The following is a 20,308-nucleotide window of genomic DNA, read 5'->3' as shown; positions in this document are numbered from 1 at the left end:
ATCGTGGCCGATCAGAATGATCAAAAACCTATGCCGAATAATGACTCGGTCAATCCACTATTCAATAAAATGGATGCCCTGATGGCGCGCCATCGCAATGGTCCTGCCGCCAGCTTGGATGATATTCCGGTGCTCACCGACGTGGCGCCGAAGGCGATCCCCAGTCTCTTTGATGCAATCGACGATATTCCCGCACTCACTGACGTGGTCGAGCCCAATTTAGCTGATAAGATTGCCAGCCTAGAGATCGCTTGGGGCATTGATCACCATGAACCTGACATTAGTCATTTAGATCAAGAAATCATTACCCAACAACAGGCCAAAGCCGATTCGCTCGCCATAGACCCGCTGCCATTTCAAAAAACCGCCGAACTGGCACAAGCAGTGAAAACGCGGGGGCTCGAGCCGGCGAGCAAAACGGCTATTCCAGCACCGCAAGCGGAAGGATTTATCCTGCAAGTACCGCAAGCGGCGGAAGTCAAGAGTGCAGCCCCCAAGCCAACATCGGAGTTTATGAACTTACCGATGCTGGATTTAGACGAGTTGACGCGAGCCCCAACGCCAGAATATCTCGACCTGCCATTACTTAGCATTAGTGCACCCCGGGATATGGAGCCCCCCACTCCAACCGAACACTTTATCGCGACTGATTTAGTCTTACCCTTAGAAGACATCAACCAGAGCAACGCGCCAAGTACCATCGATTTTTCACAAATTCTGGCCGAAACGAGCCTTGCCGCCGACGAAGTACCTCACCTTGATTTGGATGCCATCTTAAGCATCCCCCCCAGTGATCTCGCGCCTTCGATCGTTCCAGAGTCGAGCATAGCGGCCCCCAAAGTAGCGGCCCCTGAGTTTCTAGATACGCCGGAAACACAAAATACCGCGCCCGCTAACACCCAACTATTGGATACTTTGGCGCAAGCACCTTTACTGATTAGCGACGATCAAGCACTGTCTCAGCTGGACGCCGAGTTCAATTTATCTGAATCCAGTGCGCTATCCGATGAAATCAGCGTCGACACTTTCACGCTAAGCCAAGATCAGATATTACTGGCAACCCCCACCCCGACCTTAGCGCAAGGCGAGTACGAAATCACGCTAGATGACCTGATCGTCGAGCAGGCACTCGCACCCCAGGTCGAACACACCCTGTTCGTCGAGGACAGCAGCGAAGCTGAGTTAGCTCAACACGTTCTGCACAGCAACGACAATATCGAACAGACCTTGCGGCAAGATGAGACGCTACGCCAAGTGCTCGTCAACAGCGCGCCGACCACACTGATTTGGGATGATGAGCCAGAGCTGGTCGTTTACAGCGCCGAGCCCATTGAAGCCGCGTCCATTAATTTAGACGACAACACAGCCCTATCATCAGAGCTGGAAACGCATTACACGGATGGCACGACAATCAGCTTGCACGATATTGCAGGCGTGGCGACGACAGAGGCAGAGTCCGAGGTAAAAATCGAAGCAGAAGCAGAAGCAGAAGCAGAAGCAGAAGCAGAAGCAGAAGCAGAAGCAGAAGCAGAAGCAGAAGCAGAAGCAGAAGCAGAAGCAGAAATTTTAGCTACACCCACACCCGAACCACAATGTATTACTCTAGAAACAAGCACCATCTTAACTCCTGAAGCAATACCCAACAAAATTACCAACGCAACGATAGAAGAAATCACCGCTAGCGTTGGTGCTCACCTCGCGATTGATGTCGCACTGGAAATCGAGCAACTGACCAAACAGCATTTCAGTACGCTAATGAATCAGTTTTATGCCGAAACCTTGCGCAAACTCACCGAAGAGATCAGCCGCGATCTGGAAGAGCGACTCGCCCCCCGGATTGCCGAATTAGTCGAAGCGGAATTGCGCAGCAAAAAATTGCTAGATTAAGCTGCGCAGTACGGACGACCAGTGCGATTGGCCAGCTCAAGCTCAGCTGCGCCATTCGCACAGAGCCCCCCTTTCTCGTTTATAATCTGCGGTTTCGCGTTTAATTCGAGCACGCCGCCATGGAACTCGCCAAGAGCTTCGAGCCACAGAATATTGAATCCCGCTGGTACCCGTTCTGGGAAAGCCAGGGTTATTTCCAGCCAAGTATGGACCTCGCCCGCGAGGCCTTTTGTATCCAGTTGCCACCGCCGAACGTCACCGGCACTTTGCACATGGGCCATGCGTTCAATCAAACGATTATGGACGGCCTGACGCGCTACCACCGTATGCGCGGCGACAACACTTTATGGTTGCCAGGTACTGACCACGCCGGTATCGCGACGCAAATCGTCGTTGAGCGCAAACTCGACGCGCAAGGTGTAAGCCGCCACGATTTGGGTCGCAGCGCCTTCCTCGAAAAAGTGTGGGAATGGAAAAAAGAATCGGGCGACACGATCACCAGCCAGATGCGCCGCATGGGCTCGTCGGTCGATTGGAGCCGTGAATACTTCACGATGGACGACAAAATGTCGACCGCAGTCATCGAAGCCTTTGTACGTCTGTACGAAGAAGGCCTGATCTACCGTGGCAAACGCCTGTCGAACTGGGACGCCAAACTGGGCACCGCGATTTCTGACTTGGAAGTAATTTCCGAAGAAGAAAACGGCCATATGTGGCATATCAAATACCCAGTTGTGGGCTCGGATGAATTCATCACCGTCGCAACGACGCGGCCAGAAACACTTCTCGGCGACGTGGCGGTGGCGATTGCGCCGGACGACGAGCGCTTCCTGCACCTCGTTGGCAAGCAAGTTGAGCTACCGCTGACTGGCCGTACCATTCCCGTGATTGCCGACGAATACGTCGATAAAGAATTCGGTACTGGTTTTGTAAAAATCACGCCAGCGCACGACTTTAATGACTACCAAGTTGGTAAACGTCACAACACGCAACTGATCAATGTGATGAGCTTGCAAGCGACGATTCTGGCTAAAGCGCAAGTATTCAGCTTTGACGGCGCGAGCTTGGGTAGCGTTGAATTGCCAGCGGCGTACGCCGGTTTGACAACAGCACAAGCGCGTAAAGCAATGCTCGCGGACTTGGAAGCGCAAGGCCTGTTGCTGGAGACCAAACCGCACAAACTGATGGTGCCACGCGGCGACCGTACTGGCACGGTGATCGAGCCATTGCTGACTGACCAATGGTTTATGGCGATGAGCAAGGCCGACGAAAACGGCCAAAGCATTACCGATAAAGCGCTTGAAGCCGTTCACAGAGGCGAAGTGCAATTTGTACCGGGCGACTGGGTGAATACCTATAACGCGTGGCTGAACAATATCCAAGATTGGTGTATTTCACGCCAATTGTGGTGGGGCCATCAAATCCCAGCTTGGTACGACGAAGACGGCCAAGTTTATGTAGCGCGCACCGAAGCCGAAGCCGTTGCCAAAGCCAGCGGCAAAGCAGTAACGCGCGATAACGACGTGCTCGACACGTGGTTTAGCTCAGCAATGGTGCCATTCTCTAGCCACGGCTGGCCGAACGAAACGCCTGATCTGCAAGCGTTCTTGCCTTCATCGGTACTGGTGACTGGCTACGACATTATTTTCTTCTGGGTGGCCCGGATGATTATGATGACCAAGCACTTCACCGGCAAAGTGCCGTTCAAACACGTTTACATCCACGGTCTGGTGCGCGATGCCGAAGGCAATAAGATGTCGAAATCCGAAGGCAATGTGCTCGATCCGGTCGATTTGATCGACGGTATCGCGCTAGAGCCTTTGCTGGAAAAACGCACCACCGGTCTGCGTCGCCCAGAAAACGCACCAAAAGTCGCGGCAAAAACGGCGAAAGAATTCCCGGACGGTATTCCAGCCTACGGTGTGGATGCGCTGCGCTTCACCTTTGCGTCATTGGCGTCTTTGGGCCGCTCGATCAACTTCGACCAGAAACGCTGCGATGGCTATCGCAACTTCTGCAACAAAATCTGGAACGCCACGCGTTTCGTGATGATGAACGTCGAAGGCAAAGATTGCGGTCTAGAAGACGGCGCAGAGCTCGAATACAGCTTCCCTGATTTGTGGATTATTGGTCGCCTGCAAGAAGCAGAAGCCACGATCACGCAAGCGCTCGACACTTTCCGTTTCGACTTGGCTGCACAAGCAATCTACGAATTCGTGTGGAACGAATACTGCGACTGGTATATCGAGCTAGCCAAGGTATCTACTCAATTTGGGACAGATACCCAGCAGCGCGCAGCGCGTCGCACTCTGATTCGCGTACTCGAAACCATCCTGCGCCTAGCGCATCCGATCATGCCTTTTATTACCGAAGAGCTGTGGCAAACCGTTGCACCGCTTGCCGGCAAGAAAGACAGCGATTCGCTGATGACGGCGAAATGGCCAGTAGCAGATTTGAGCAAAGTGAACGCGGAAGCGAACACCAAAGTTGAAACGCTGAAAGCCTTGGCCTTTGCAGCGCGTAATCTGCGCGGTGAAATGGGCCTGTCGCCTGCGGTGAAAGTGCCAATGTTCTTGGAAGGCTCGCCAGAAATGGCCGAGTTCGCACCGTACCTGAAGCCATTGGCGAAATTGTCGGAAGTGAATATCGTGGCCGCGCTGCCAGCGGGTGACGCACCAGTCGCAGTCGCAGCAAGCGCCTTGGGCACGACGCGGATGATGTTGGTCGTTGAAGTCGATAAAGCGGCAGAAACCGCGCGCGTGAGCAAAGAAATCGGCAAAACCACCGATGCCCGCGAGAAGCTGATGGCGAAGCTGGAAAAACCGGGTTACACCGACAAAGCACCAGCGCATCTGGTTGAGAAAGACCGCGCGCAACTGGCGGAACTCGACGACAAACTGGCCAAACTGAATGCTCAGTTAGCTAAATTGCAGTAAGATGACAAAGCGGCCTCCGGGCCGCTTTTTTTGATTCGCGCATTCTGGCAAACGGACTAAACAACAGCAGAACCACCTGCAATTGCCAAATGTATGACTATGATAAAAGCCCCGTCCACGCTCGGCTTGGATCTGCAAACACCATGAATCTTTGTTTTCTGAAAAACGATGCCAGCATGAAAGCAATCCGTCATCACCGCTTGGTCGACTTAATCAAGTTGACCCTGATCGGTTTGATACTCACCACGCTGCAAAATCTGTTTTTTGGCAAAACCCTCGACGCATTGATTTTCTTTGGTGGCCTGCTTGCAACCTCGATTTCCTTCGGTTTGGCCCAGTATAAACGACTTGAATCCGCAGCAAGCCTATTTACCCTCAGCCTCACGACCATGATGGTCATTATTCATTGGAGCGACTCCGGTATTTATGACCCGGGGATGCTGATGTATCCAGCTTTGATTATTTTTACCGGCTTATTGTGTGCCCCATGGCTATTTATTCTGCAATTTATCGTGATCGTGATCAATCTAAGCTTTTTGATTTTAGCCGAAGCTCAAGGCTGGCGAATTTCCCCCATAGCACCACCTGGGCTACCCTATTGGCTCGACACCATCTTGATTATGAGCATCGTAACAGCAGGGGTCGCGCTCATTATGAAAGACTTTCGCCAAGCTGTTTTGTCACTGCAAGCCGAAAATATGCGTGTGAGCAAATCGCAAAAAGAGGTCGAATTTCTTGCCACTCATGACGCCTTAACCCACTTACCGAATCGTGTTCTAGCACGAGATCGCTGCGCCCATGCCTTAGAAATCAGTCGGCGCAATCAACAAAAAACCGCAGTTTTCTACATTGATCTAGATAATTTCAAAACGATTAATGACTCACTCGGGCACGATGCCGGGGATCGATTATTGGTGGAAATGGCACGGCGCTTAAAGAGCTGTGTGCGCCAATCCGACACCGTCGCTCGCCAAGGTGGCGATGAATTTTTGATTATTTTGGATCAGATTCAAGACGCCGCAATCTGCACAGAAATTGCTAATAAGGTGATCCGCACCCTTGCCCAACCAATAACACTCAAGCATTTACAAATCACGGCGACCTGCTCGATCGGCATTGCAGTATCAAATCGGAATGCCGATGATTTTGACACCCTATTGCAGCAGGCCGATATGGCCATGTATCGCGCCAAAGCCGCCGGACGCAATGCGATGCGTATTTACGATGAAAGCATGAATACCAAGGCGGCAGAGCAATTGCATTTGGCGTCTAAAATGCGCACCGCCTTGAGTAAATCTGAATTTACTCTGCATTACCAACCGCAATTTGATCTAAAAAGTGGGCAAATTATTGGCGCCGAGGCCTTGGTGCGCTGGCGCCACCCCGAGCTTGGGCTGGTACCACCGGGTAAATTTATCCCGGTGGCTGAGAATTCAGGCTTAATTGTTGAAATGGGCGAATGGATTGTGCAGGAGGCTTGCCGACAAGCCAAGCAATGGCATGATGAGGGTTTGGGAGGTATTGTCATTGGTATTAATATTTCCCCCATCCAATTTCGCCGCGGCGATGTGGAAAAACTTGTCGCCGATGCACTGAGGCTCTCAGGCCTGCCAGCTGAATTAATCGAATTGGAGCTAACTGAATCGCTCCTGCTTGAAGATTCTGATCACCTCAAAGTGATACTACAAAATCTACGCAGTTTGGGTTTAAGTTTTTCAATTGACGACTTTGGCACCGGTTATTCCAATCTAAGTTATCTGAAACACTTTGAAGTGGAACGGCTGAAAATTGACCAGTCCTTTATTCGCCGCCTAACTGAAGATGCGCATGATGAAGCCATCGTTAGTGCGATTATTCAGGTTGCCAATAGCCTGAAGCTACAACTCATCGCTGAAGGGATTGAAGATCAGGCCACCCTAAACCGCCTGATCGAGTTAGGCTGCGAGCAAGGTCAGGGCTATTTCTGGTCGCCTGCCATCCCTGCCGAAGAATTCAAACAATTTGTTTTACACCACCGCAGCCAGCTAAGCGCCTCTTGAGATCACTATGTATTTAAGCCATCTACACCATCCGCAAGCCCCCTTACCTGCAGCCATTGAGCGTGGCCTTGCCTACTTAAAATCGACCGATTTTAGCCAATTAGCCCCTGGCCGTTATCCAATTGAAGGCGATCAAATGATCGCGATTGTGCAAAACCCGCAAACGCAACCATGGGAAACCGGCATGCCCGAGTTTCACCAACGCTATCTGGATATTCAATATTTATTGGAAGGCGAAGAAGTAATTGGTTTTAGCATTGCCCAACCGGATTTGCCCTTGGCGACTGATCAATTGACGGAACGCGATATTGCCTTCGTTCATCCGATTGAAAATGAAAGCAAACTGGTATTAAGCGCGGGGATGTTTGCGATTTTCTTTCCTGGCGAGCTACATAAGCCCTGTCGTAGCCTGAACCAGTCGCAGCAGATTCGCAAAGTAGTCATTAAAATCGACCGCCAATTGCTCGACAAGTAAAGATCTGGGTATTGCCACACAAGCCATATAAATAATTAGCTACATGGCAATACTCATCAATTACAAGCTAGGCGCTTTTTTCCACAGCTCCGTACCCCCCACGCCAAAGCCCTGTTCACCATCGACGCGTAAACTCTCGAGCATGGCCTGCTCGGCGGGCGTTTCGACGGATTTTGCGATCACTAGCAAATCGAGGCCATGCGCAATCTTAACGATGGCATCCATAAAAAATTGGTTCTCCCGATTTTGATCGATGTCTTTGCTAAATGAGCCATCCACCTTCAGGTAATCCACTTTTAAACTACTCAGATAAGCAAATGAGCTAAAACCGCGACCAAAATTATCGAGCCCGACTTTCACGCCCAAACGAGCAACCTGATTAATAAAACTGCGCAAGACATCCAGCTCGTTTAATGCTTCTTGCTCTGGCAATTCAAAGCTAATTTGGCTGGCGATGCTTGGATTGTCTTCCAGTTTTTTGACCAGCCATGCGACAAACTCGGGGTGCAAAATCGACGCGGGAAATAAATTAATCGCCAATTTTAGGCTTTGATCTTTCAGTAATTCTTTAAAACACAAATTAATTACCACACGATCAAACTCTTGGATTAAGCCATGGCGTTTAGCCATGGGCACAAACAACCCCGCCGGGATTTGCTCACCCAATTCATCGCGTAAACGGATAAACACCTCACGATGAATCAGCTCGCTGTCCACCGTATTGACCACCTGAGTGTAAAGTTCAATCCGCTGCGAATTCAACGCTTCGAGCAATAAGCCCTTCCATTGGCTGGCACTTAAAGTACCGTGCACACTTTCAACTTGCGGCGCATAAACATGAACCGCATTCGGCCCTGCGGTTTGCGCGGTGCGTAAAGCCATATCAACTTCAGACAACCAAGCGGGAATTTTCTGCCCATGAAACATCGCCACACCGATATGCCCAACATCGGCCAATGGCGTTAAGCCGCGTTCGTGCAGGCTACTGATTTTATGCGCCAGGGTATTGGCCAGTTGCTGGGCTTTTTCTTGATCCAAATCGGCAAAAAAACCGGCGAAGGTATTACCGCTCATCCGCGCAGCAAATGCCTCGGCGCAGCCAGATTCATCAACCAAGGTTTTCATTAATACGGCTGTGTCAATCAACAGTTGATCGACAACGCGAAAACCTTTTTGATCGTTGATTTCCTTCAGATGGCTGATTTCTAAAAACATCAATGCGCCATGACTAAGTGGCTCCTCCGCACTCAAGAGCTGCTTCACGTGCATATCAAAATAGCGCCGATTGGCAAGACCCGTTAAGGAATCCAGATAAGCTTCTGCGCGCATGCGCTCGATACTGGCCGCCTGCTCGGCAAACATTTCTTTCACTTTTTGCGTCATGCGGTTCATGGCCTGCACGACACTGCGTAAATCCAAAGTCCACGGCAATTTCGCGGGCTCTGGATATTCGCGGTTGCAAATGGCCAAGGCTTGCATCTCCACATCGCGCAGCGGACGCAACACAAAATGCAAAACAAACAGCCCCACCAGCAGTGTCAGCACTGAAGCGCCCAGAAACCAGTACAAGGCATTGATGCTGCTCGCCCATAGCGAGGCGTAGGCAATCCCGGGATTCGCGGCGATTTTAACTGTACCCGCTTGCTGCCAACCGCTGGTCATCAACGCTTCGCCTAACGGGGTTTCGATCGGAAATAACCGAATAAACCAATCGGGCACTTTATTAACCTGTGTACCGGCTTTCTTGCTAATCAGCGCTTTACCTTCCATATCTGCGATTTGAATTTCACGGTAATAGCCGCTATCAAACACCGCATCGACCATGCGCTCGACAATCACTTGATTATTTTTATCCAAAATCAGTGGGGAAATTTGCATGCCCAGCGATGTGGCTGAATCTTGCGCAATCGTTGTGAGCTGCTCGGTCAAAAAAGCGCGGGAATTTTCCGCATTCAGATAAACGGTGCCGCAAAACAAAAAAACAAACAGCGTGACAATTAAAAGAATAAGCTGTTTCAGTAAGGTCATGTTGTCCTCCTTGAGGCCAATGCACGGCGATTAAGTAGGCAGCCAAAATTCCGCCCATCGTTGCCACGCCTAGCTGTAGCACAGTACTATCTTTGGCTTTGCCGCCTTGGCGACGGGGTGGCCTAGGGCCAAAATTTTTGGTCAGTTACTTATTCAAACTCCCGCCCTTGGCGCGCTTTGAGTTGATCCCACAAACCAATTTTATTTTGCCGCGGCGCAGCATTCCCGCTGCTACGATCTTTGGCTAACCACAAACCTTGCCCGTTAAAACCATACACGGGCGTCAAATCAGGCCGTTTCGACGCCGGCTTGATATCGGGAATTAAATTATCCAACACCAGCGGCACCGCGGATGGCGTGGGGTAATAGGTCAACACCATATGCGCCAAATTGGCCGGGCCATAACCCGTGGCCTGAACGTAGGTGATGCGCAATTTACTCTCGGGCACTCCGAGCGCTAAAAGAGAAAAATATTTAGCAATCGCAAAGTCTTCACAATCGCCTGCGCCGCGCCCTAAAAACTCAACTGGCGTCGCCCAATAATCTTCCACCCCCCACACTTGGCGATCGGGAGCAAAAATCATGCGTTCATTAAAGAAATTATTCACCGCATTAAGCCTAGCCACTTCGTCGCCCTTTGGCCCTGCGCCCAACAAGTCTTGCCAACTGCTTAAGCGTTTTCTGGCCTCGGGGCCGTACTTGGTTTCGGCGCGATCTAAGGTGTCATTTTTCAACTTATATGGATTTTCACCCACAGTGGGCGTTGATGAGCAGGCGGCCAAGCCCAAGGCGGCGACTAAGGCGCATCGGCAAAACAAATTAGAGCGAAATGGAAAATGCCCCAGCATCATTAGCAAAGCTCATTCAGTTAACATTTTGGTATATGCAGCATGGGCCAAAAGCTCAAGGTCGATTTTCCGGGTCTTGATTAACGAGCAAGGCCAGATGCACCCGATCACTCAAATGCAGCTTGCTAAAAATGGCACTTAAATGAGTTTTAACTGTGTGATCGGAAATATTGAGAGCGCGGGCAATTAATTTATTGCTCTCCCCTTGCCCGACCAACTGGGCAATTTTGCGCTCTTGCGGGGTCAGCACGCTTAAACTCGACATCGCGGTTTTTGCGCCAGCTTGGAGATGAGACTCCTGCGAGTAACGCTGTAGTCCTTGCATTAACTGCGGCAAAGCGTGCTGAGAAACCCAAATTCCGCCTTGTGCAGTGACTTCAACAATGGTTTTTAAACGCTCATCGTCCAAATCGGGTGTGCAACATGCGCGAATACCGCTCGAGAGCCAATGCAATTCGGCTTCAATTGTGAACGCTGGTGCAAATAAGCAAAGACTCACTTCGCGACTTAAATGGCGCCATTGTTCATGATGCTCAAGCTCGGCGCCCATCTCCACATCAAGCACACAGCAACTGGGTGCGGGCCAAGCGAGCAGTGCCAATTGTTGATAATCAGCGCACACGATAAAGCGCTGGCAAGGCACAGCCAGCGATTGCCATCGCTGGATCAGCGCCTGATCACTCGAAGCCAAAACAAACTCTGCCAGCATACGCGATTATCCCCGCCAACCAAGGCCCATAAGGTATTTGCTGTAGTCCATCAGGCTGATTTCAGTTTGACCCGCAATTCATACAATGAATCATTCAGCCAATTCGTGCGTGGCGGCATTGTGTACCGCTGTGCAAACCAGCTTAGGTGCTTGCGAAGTTAAAAACCAGCGCCTTCGCCTTCTGATCAGGAGTACATATCATGGCCGTAGCAAACACCACCACGAAAGCCGTTAGCAATGGCGCGAATGCAATCAGCCAAAAAGGCGTCGCATCCCAAGTAATCGGCGAAGTCAAAGTGATTGCCGCCAATGGCGAAGAGCGCGTTTTACGCGTTGGCGATAAGCTCAATCCTGGAGACACGATTCAAACTGGCGCCGATGGCGCCGTCTCCATCACTTTTGATAATGGCTCACAAATCAGTCTTGGCCACGCCGATTCTTTGCTCCTCAGCGAGCAAGTTTTAGCCGAACTAATAAAACCGGCCACTAGTGCCGCCGATGATGCTGCACGAATTCAAGAATTGATCGCCCAAGGTGCAGACCCAACCCAAATTGCCGCCGCTACCGCCGCGGGAGCAGGGGGCACAGAGGATGGTGGGCACAGCTTCGTGGTACTTGATACCCCACAATCACGGGTAGATATCCCAACTGGCATTGACACAACCGGTATCGATACTGGGGCCACGTTAACGCTGGCAGAGCCGCCACAGAGCGATGTGGTAGCCAATACCCCTCCAGCCGCAATCAATGACAACAGCACCGGTGCCGCCGATGATGGACTTAGCACCAATGAAGACAGCGTCTTAACTATTAATCCAGCCACCTTATTGGGCAATGATGTCGATGTGGATGGTGACCCACTGACCATTACCAGCGTACAAGACGCCATCAATGGCACCGTTGCGCTGATCAACGGGCAAGTGATCTTTACCCCCAACCCTGATTACAACGGCCCAGCCAGCTTCACTTACACCGTTGATGACGGCAATGGTGGCACCGATACCGCAACTGTGAATATCACGGTCACACCAGTCAATGATGTACCGGATGCCAAAAATGACAATAGCACTGACGCTGCAAATGACGCCTTGACCACCAAGGAAGATACCGCGCTGAATATCATCCCAGCAACGCTGCTGGCCAATGATGTCGACCCCGATGGCGATACATTGACCATCACCAGCGTACAAGGAGCTGTCAATGGGATGGTGGCCTTGGTCAATGGAGAAATTGTCTTTACCCCCGCGAAAGACTACAACGGCCCAGCCAGCTTCACTTACACCGTTGATGACGGCAATGGTGGCACCGATACCGCAACTGTGAATATCACGGTCACACCAGTCAATGATGTGCCGGATGCCAAAAATGACAATAGTACTGATGCGGCAAATGACGCCTTGACCACGAAGGAAGACATCGCGCTGAATATCAGCCCAGCAACGCTGCTAGCCAATGATGTCGACCCTGATGGCGATACATTGACCATCACCAGCGTACAAGGTGCGGTCAATGGGACGGTGGCCTTGGTCGATGGACAGATTGTCTTTACCCCAGTGAAAGACTACAACGGCCCCGCCAGCTTCACTTACACCGTCGATGACGGCAATGGTGGCACTGATACCGCAACTGTGAATATCACGGTCACGCCAGTCAATGATGTGCCGGATGCCAAAAATGACAATAGCACTGACGCTGCAAATGACGCCTTGACCACCAAGGAAGATACCGCGCTGAATATCATCCCAGCAACGCTGCTGGCCAATGATGTCGACCCCGATGGCGATACATTGACCATCACCAGCGTACAAGGAGCTGTCAATGGGATGGTGGCCTTGGTCAATGGAGAAATTGTCTTTACCCCCGCGAAAGACTACAACGGCCCAGCCAGCTTCACTTACACCGTTGATGACGGCAATGGTGGCACCGATACCGCAACTGTGAATATCACGGTCACACCAGTCAATGATGTGCCGGATGCCAAAAATGACAATAGTACTGATGCGGCAAATGACGCCTTGACCACGAAGGAAGACATCGCGCTGAATATCAGCCCAGCAACGCTGCTAGCCAATGATGTCGACCCTGATGGCGATACATTGACCATCACCAGCGTACAAGGTGCGGTCAATGGGACGGTGGCCTTGGTCGATGGACAGATTGTCTTTACCCCAGTGAAAGACTACAACGGCCCCGCCAGCTTCACTTACACCGTCGATGACGGCAATGGTGGCACTGATACCGCAACTGTGAATATCACGGTCACGCCAGTCAATGATGTGCCGGATGCCAAAAATGACAATAGTACTGATGCGGCAAATGACGCCTTGACCACGAAGGAAGACATCGCGCTGAATATCAGCCCAGCAACGCTGCTAGCCAATGATGTCGACCCCGATGGCGATACATTGACCATCACCAGCGTACAAGGTGCCGTAAATGGGACGGTGGCCTTGGTCGATGGACAGATTGTCTTTACCCCAGCGAAAGACTACAACGGCCCCGCCAGCTTCACTTACACCGTCGATGACGGTAAAGGGGGTTCCGATACTGCGAGTGTTAATATCAACGTAACTCCAATGAGTGACGCAGCAATCATTGCAGGCGATGACGAAGGCAGTGTCAAAGAAGATGTCAATGTGGTCGAGGGGCAAATCAGCGTCGGTGGTCAACTAACGATTAGCGACGCCGATACGGATGAATCGGTGTTCATCCCTCAAACCAACACGACTCATGCCAATGGGTATGGCTCATTTAGCGTTGATAGTGATGGCACTTGGCGCTATACGGCCGACAATAGCCAAGCAGTCATTCAAAGGCTCGATGATGATGAGACACTCAGCGAAACCTTTACGGTCGTCAGCGTGGATGGCGCTAGCGTCGAAGTCGTAATAACCATCAACGGCACCAATGACGCACCAGTCCCCACTGCCGCCACCTTGCAAGTCACAGAGGGTGGCAGTCTAGCCACGGGCCAGCTAATTGCAACGGATGTGGATATCGAAACACTGACTTTTGCGTTAGCCAGTGAAGCCCCCGTTGCAGGGCTTGTCATCAACAACAATGGCAGCTTTAGCTTCGACCCTAGCAACAGTGCATATGACTACCTGAAAGCAGGAGAAAAACTCACCTTAAATGTGCCCTACACGGTCACCGATGGCACAGAAACCGTCGCCAGTACGCTCACGATCACCATTACCGGCACCAACGATGGCGCAGTGATTGGGGGCGATGACGAAGGCAGTGTCAAAGAAGATGTCAATGTGGTCGAGGGGCAAATCAGCGTCGGTGGTCAACTAACGATTAGCGACGCCGATACGGATGAATCGGTGTTCATCCCTCAAACCAACACGACTCATGCCAATGGGTATGGCTCATTTAGCGTTGATAGTGATGGCACTTGGCGCTATACGGCCGACAATAGCCAAGCAGTCATTCAAAGGCTCGATGATGATGAGACACTCAGCGAAACCTTTACGGTCGTCAGCGTGGATGGCGCTAGCGTCGAAGTCGTAATAACCATCAACGGCACCAATGACGCACCAGTCCCCACTGCCGCCACCTTGCAAGTCACAGAGGGTGGCAGTCTAGCCACGGGCCAGCTAATTGCAACGGATGTGGATATCGAAACACTGACTTTTGCGTTAGCCAGTGAAGCCCCCGTTGCAGGGCTTGTCATCAACAACAATGGCAGCTTTAGCTTCGACCCTAGCAACAGTGCATATGACTACCTGAAAGCAGGAGAAAAACTCACCTTAAATGTGCCCTACACGGTCACCGATGGCACAGAAACCGTCGCCAGTACGCTCACGATCACCATTACCGGCACCAACGATGGCGCAGTGATTGGGGGCGATGACGAAGGCAGTGTCAAAGAAGATGTCAATGTGGTCGAGGGGCAAATCAGCGTCGGTGGTCAACTAACGATTAGCGACGCCGATACGGATGAATCGGTGTTCATCCCTCAAACCAACACGACTCATGCCAATGGGTATGGCTCATTTAGCGTTGATAGTGATGGCACTTGGCGCTATACGGCCGACAATAGCCAAGCAGTCATTCAAAGGCTCGATGATGATGAGACACTCAGCGAAACCTTTACGGTCGTCAGCGTGGATGGCGCTAGCGTCGAAGTCGTAATAACCATCAACGGCACCAATGACGCACCAGTCCCCACTGCCGCCACCTTGCAAGTCACAGAGGGTGGCAGTCTAGCCACGGGCCAGCTAATTGCAACGGATGTGGATATCGAAACACTGACTTTTGCGTTAGCCAGTGAAGCCCCCGTTGCAGGGCTTGTCATCAACAACAATGGCAGCTTTAGCTTCGACCCTAGCAACAGTGCATATGACTACCTGAAAGCAGGAGAAAAACTCACCTTAAATGTGCCCTACACGGTCACCGATGGCACAGAAACCGTCGCCAGTACGCTCACGATCACCATTACCGGCACCAACGATGGCGCAGTGATTGGGGGCGATGACGAAGGCAGTGTCAAAGAAGATGTCAATGTGGTCGAGGGGCAAATCAGCGTCGGTGGTCAACTAACGATTAGCGACGCCGATACGGATGAATCGGTGTTCATCCCTCAAACCAACACGACTCATGCCAATGGGTATGGCTCATTTAGCGTTGATAGTGATGGCACTTGGCGCTATACGGCCGACAATAGCCAAGCAGTCATTCAAAGGCTCGATGATGATGAGACACTCAGCGAAACCTTTACGGTCGTCAGCGTGGATGGCGCTAGCGTCGAAGTCGTAATAACCATCAACGGCACCAATGACGCACCAGTCCCCACTGCCGCCACCTTGCAAGTCACAGAGGGTGGCAGTCTAGCCACGGGCCAGCTAATTGCAACGGATGTGGATATCGAAACACTGACTTTTGCGTTAGCCAGTGAAGCCCCCGTTGCAGGGCTTGTCATCAACAACAATGGCAGCTTTAGCTTCGACCCTAGCAACAGTGCATATGACTACCTGAAAGCAGGAGAAAAACTCACCTTAAATGTGCCCTACACGGTCACCGATGGCACAGAAACCGTCGCCAGTACGCTCACGATCACCATTACCGGCACCAACGATGGCGCAGTGATTGGGGGCGATGACGAAGGCAGTGTCAAAGAAGATGTCAATGTGGTCGAGGGGCAAATCAGCGTCGGTGGTCAACTAACGATTAGCGACGCCGATACGGATGAATCGGTGTTCATCCCTCAAACCAACACGACTCATGCCAATGGGTATGGCTCATTTAGCGTTGATAGTGATGGCACTTGGCGCTATACGGCCGACAATAGCCAAGCAGTCATTCAAAGGCTCGATGATGATGAGACACTCAGCGAAACCTTTACGGTCGTCAGCGTGGATGGCGCTAGCGTCGAAGTCGTAATAACCATCAACGGCACCAATGACGCACCAGTCCCCACTGCCGCCACCTTGCAAGTCACAGAGGGTGGCAGTCTAGCCACGGGCCAGCTAATTGCAACGGATGTGGATATCGAAACACTGACTTTTGCGTTAGCCAGTGAAGCCCCCGTTGCAGGGCTTGTCATCAACAACAATGGCAGCTTTAGCTTCGACCCTAGCAACAGTGCATATGACTACCTGAAAGCAGGAGAAAAACTCACCTTAAATGTGCCCTACACGGTCACCGATGGCACAGAAACCGTCGCCAGTACGCTCACGATCACCATTACCGGCACCAACGATGGCGCAGTGATTGGGGGCGATGACGAAGGCAGTGTCAAAGAAGATGTCAATGTGGTCGAGGGGCAAATCAGCGTCGGTGGTCAACTAACGATTAGCGACGCCGATACGGATGAATCGGTGTTCATCCCTCAAACCAACACGACTCATGCCAATGGGTATGGCTCATTTAGCGTTGATAGTGATGGCACTTGGCGCTATACGGCCGACAATAGCCAAGCAGTCATTCAAAGGCTCGATGATGATGAGACACTCAGCGAAACCTTTACGGTCGTCAGCGTGGATGGCGCTAGCGTCGAAGTCGTAATAACCATCAACGGCACCAATGACGCACCAGTCCCCACTGCCGCCACCTTGCAAGTCACAGAGGGTGGCAGTCTAGCCACGGGCCAGCTAATTGCAACGGATGTGGATATCGAAACACTGACTTTTGCGTTAGCCAGTGAAGCCCCCGTTGCAGGGCTTGTCATCAACAACAATGGCAGCTTTAGCTTCGACCCTAGCAACAGTGCATATGACTACCTGAAAGCAGGAGAAAAACTCACCTTAAATGTGCCCTACACGGTCACCGATGGCACAGAAACCGTCGCCAGTACGCTCACGATCACCATTACCGGCACCAACGATGGCGCAGTGATTGGGGGCGATGACGAAGGCAGTGTCAAAGAAGATGTCAATGTGGTCGAGGGGCAAATCAGCGTCGGTGGTCAACTAACGATTAGCGACGCCGATACGGATGAATCGGTGTTCATCCCTCAAACCAACACGACTCATGCCAATGGGTATGGCTCATTTAGCGTTGATAGTGATGGCACTTGGCGCTATACGGCCGACAATAGCCAAGCAGTCATTCAAAGGCTCGATGATGATGAGACACTCAGCGAAACCTTTACGGTCGTCAGCGTGGATGGCGCTAGCGTCGAAGTCGTAATAACCATCAACGGCACCAATGACGCACCAGTCCCCACTGCCGCCACCTTGCAAGTCACAGAGGGTGGCAGTCTAGCCACGGGCCAGCTAATTGCAACGGATGTGGATATCGAAACACTGACTTTTGCGTTAGCCAGTGAAGCCCCCGTTGCAGGGCTTGTCATCAACAACAATGGCAGCTTTAGCTTCGACCCTAGCAACAGTGCATATGACTACCTGAAAGCAGGAGAAAAACTCACCTTAAATGTGCCCTACACGGTCACCGATGGCACAGAAACCGTCGCCAGTACGCTCACGATCACCATTACCGGCACCAACGATGGCGCAGTGATTGGGGGCGATGACGAAGGCAGTGTCAAAGAAGATGTCAATGTGGTCGAGGGGCAAATCAGCGTCGGTGGTCAACTAACGATTAGCGACGCCGATACGGATGAATCGGTGTTCATCCCTCAAACCAACACGACTCATGCCAATGGGTATGGCTCATTTAGCGTTGATAGTGATGGTACTTGGCACTATACGGCCGACAATAGCCAAGCTGTCATTCAAAGGCTCGATGATGATGAGACACTCAGCGAAACCTTTACGGTCGTCAGCGTGGATGGCGCTAGCGTCAATGTGGTCGTGACCATCAACGGCACCAATGATAGGCCCACAATTACAACTAATATTGGAAACAGTGCGGATATCGTGGCGGAAGCTTGGCTGAGCACGGGCTCACATCTGGGTAGCATTAATACTAGGACCGCAGAAGGAAGCTTTAGCCTAGGCGATCAAGATGGGTTAGATGATATCCGCTCTATCACCATTGGTGGGAAAGTGTTTACGTTTGGCGTGGCAGGAGTTGGTGAAGTACATATCAATTCGCTTAGCGATTTGGTGGGTAAATCTATAGATACCCCTCACGGCACACTAAGTATCAGTGAAAATGATAGTGCAAATGGTGTGTTTACTTATACCTATGAACTGAAGCAGTCCGTTTTGAATACGACGCCTGCATCAACCAGTTTTGACGAAGTGGTCACAATTTCAGTTTCTGATGGCACATTGAGTAATAGCGCAAACATAAGCATCACTATCAACGATGATGCGCCTTTCAGACTAGCACCAGAAATAACAAACATTGTTGATCATACAAGTGGTGTTGACTCATTTACAGGCGGATTGAATTTCTTCCCTGGTGCTGATGGAATAGGATCAGTGACATTCACATTCGTAGAAAGCACGCTGGCTAACCCGGTATTTGCGACAGATACAAATGGCAATCAGCTTTATTTGGGGGCCGAAAAACTCTATCTGCACTATGAGGGAAGTGATCATTCAGTCTTGAAGGCAACCACGTCAGCCAGCACAGGTGGAACGGAAGCATTCCGTATTGATATCGACCCCAATACGAATCAGTACACTCTCACCTTGGGAGCAGGGGTGGTAAGTAATAGCGAAACCATTTCGGCCACGTCGAGTACATTATCCACTGTGGGTGGCGGCAATTCTGAATATAAAACCATGGTCAACGTTTCTGGCTCCACACTCGATGTACTCCTATCAGCAGGAGTCGGGCATACCGCCAATACAAGCAACAGTGATATAGGCGTCGACCAAGGGCAAACAATTGAGGCTGGTGAACACCTCCGTTATGACTTTATTAAAGATCTAGCCAGTACCGTGAGCTCCACCGGACCGAGCTATACCAGTCATATGAGCATCAGCAGCTTCACTCAAATCATCAGCATTAATGGCAAGGGCGTTGCAAGCTTCACGCTAAGCGCCATTAATTCCGATAATGATAATCAATTTATTGGCGATACAGGCGATACTTCAATTGCTCTATCGATCAATGATATCGTCATTAGGGATGCCACCAATGCCATCGTCAGCAATACAGGACATGTAACTGAAAATGGTGGGCTTGTTACCCTCACAGGTCTTGCAGATGACTGGACATTTACCGTTAGCTCCTCAACTCCATTTAATGCCTTACAAATTGACGGAGCAACAGGTACGGATACCTTTGCCCTTGGCTTATTCACTATTCAGACTAATCCGACAAATATCCCTATTGATCTAAATTATGGAATTATTGGTAAAGATTCCGATGGAGATAGCATTAGCAGCAATTTGCTTGCCAGCTTATACCCTGTAGCGAACACGCTCGAAGGGACAAGCAGCGGTGACACACTGACTGCAAACACAGCGTCCGGTTCTACCCCTGCTCACCCATATGTCTTTGGTTATGCAGGCAATGATGTACTCAATGGGGATAGTAATGACAATATTCTCGTCGGAGGCGACGGCAATGATCTACTCAAAGGCGGGGGAGGCAACGATATTCTGAATGGCGGTAACGGTTCAGATACCTTTGTTTTCAACAACCTCAGCAACAATGGAGCTGATCTCATTCAAGACTTTACAGTCAAAACAGTTACAACTGGTGGAGATGTCCTGGACATTACCGATCTACTGAGCGGAGCTAATCTATCCAATGACGGCGGCGCGTTCTCGGGTAATGAAGGTGCGTTCTTACAATTTACTGAGGGCAGTAATATCGGCGATGTGAATGTGATGTTTGACGCTGATGGCACAGGTGCTGGTGCAGCAGTCCAAGTTGCTACACTAACAGGCATGGGCACAACCGATCCAAGCACCTTGCTCAACACCTTACTCGATAACGGCGAAATTAAAACGAGTCATTGATCTGAGGTGAATATAACAATACCCAGCCATACTTGGCTGGGTATTTTATTGTACGCAAAG

At 50.9% G+C, this 20,308-nt stretch carries 8 protein-coding genes; 5 read left to right on the top strand and 3 right to left on the bottom strand.

The window, feature by feature from the left end:
• Window positions 1-3: 3 nt before the first annotated feature.
• The 4 genes from NT239_11985 (at window position 4) to NT239_11970 (ending at window position 7,337) form a co-directional block, all read left to right on the top strand.
• Window positions 4-1,887, top strand: coding sequence for a hypothetical protein (locus NT239_11985; GenBank protein ID XGA70491.1), 1,884 nt, complete (start codon window positions 4-6; stop codon window positions 1,885-1,887).
• Between the two features lie 119 nt (window positions 1,888-2,006).
• The gene (locus NT239_11980) at window positions 2,007-4,823 is read left to right on the top strand and encodes a valine--tRNA ligase (protein ID XGA70490.1); all 2,817 of its coding nucleotides are present in this window, start codon (window positions 2,007-2,009) and stop codon (window positions 4,821-4,823) included.
• Between the two features lie 143 nt (window positions 4,824-4,966).
• Entirely contained in the window at window positions 4,967-6,862 is a 1,896-nt protein-coding gene (locus NT239_11975) for an EAL domain-containing protein (GenBank protein ID XGA70489.1), read from the top strand.
• Between the two features lie 7 nt (window positions 6,863-6,869).
• Window positions 6,870-7,337, top strand: coding sequence for a YhcH/YjgK/YiaL family protein (locus NT239_11970; GenBank protein ID XGA70488.1), 468 nt, complete (start codon window positions 6,870-6,872; stop codon window positions 7,335-7,337).
• A 60-nt stretch (window positions 7,338-7,397) separates the two neighbouring features.
• On the opposite strand, the gene NT239_11965 is transcribed toward NT239_11970, so the two are convergent.
• The 3 genes from NT239_11965 to NT239_11955 all read right to left on the bottom strand — a co-directional run bounded on the left by NT239_11965 (window position 7,398) and on the right by NT239_11955 (window position 10,922).
• Complete coding sequence (locus NT239_11965) at window positions 7,398-9,365, bottom strand: EAL domain-containing protein (protein ID XGA70487.1); 1,968 nt, start codon at window positions 9,363-9,365, stop codon at window positions 7,398-7,400.
• 149 nt (window positions 9,366-9,514) lie between these two features.
• A complete protein-coding gene (locus NT239_11960; protein XGA70486.1) occupies window positions 9,515-10,216 on the bottom strand; it encodes a transglutaminase-like cysteine peptidase in 702 nt (233 codons plus the stop codon).
• 52 nt (window positions 10,217-10,268) lie between these two features.
• Window positions 10,269-10,922 (bottom strand): response regulator transcription factor, encoded by a 654-nt coding sequence (locus NT239_11955; GenBank protein XGA70485.1) that lies wholly within the window; start codon window positions 10,920-10,922, stop codon window positions 10,269-10,271.
• A 200-nt stretch (window positions 10,923-11,122) separates the two neighbouring features.
• On the opposite strand from NT239_11955, the gene NT239_11950 reads away from it, so the two are divergent.
• Window positions 11,123-20,248: a retention module-containing protein gene (locus NT239_11950; protein ID XGA70484.1), complete on the top strand. Its 9,126-nt coding sequence runs from the start codon at window positions 11,123-11,125 to the stop codon at window positions 20,246-20,248.
• The last annotated feature ends 60 nt before the right edge of the window (window positions 20,249-20,308 follow it).

Origin of the sequence: Chitinibacter sp. SCUT-21 (assembly GCA_041874755.1) — a bacterium.
Classification (GTDB): Bacteria; Pseudomonadota; Gammaproteobacteria; order Burkholderiales; family Chitinibacteraceae; genus Chitinibacter.
Note: the sequence above shows the minus strand (reverse complement) of the source record. Positions and strands in the feature narration are given on the sequence as shown.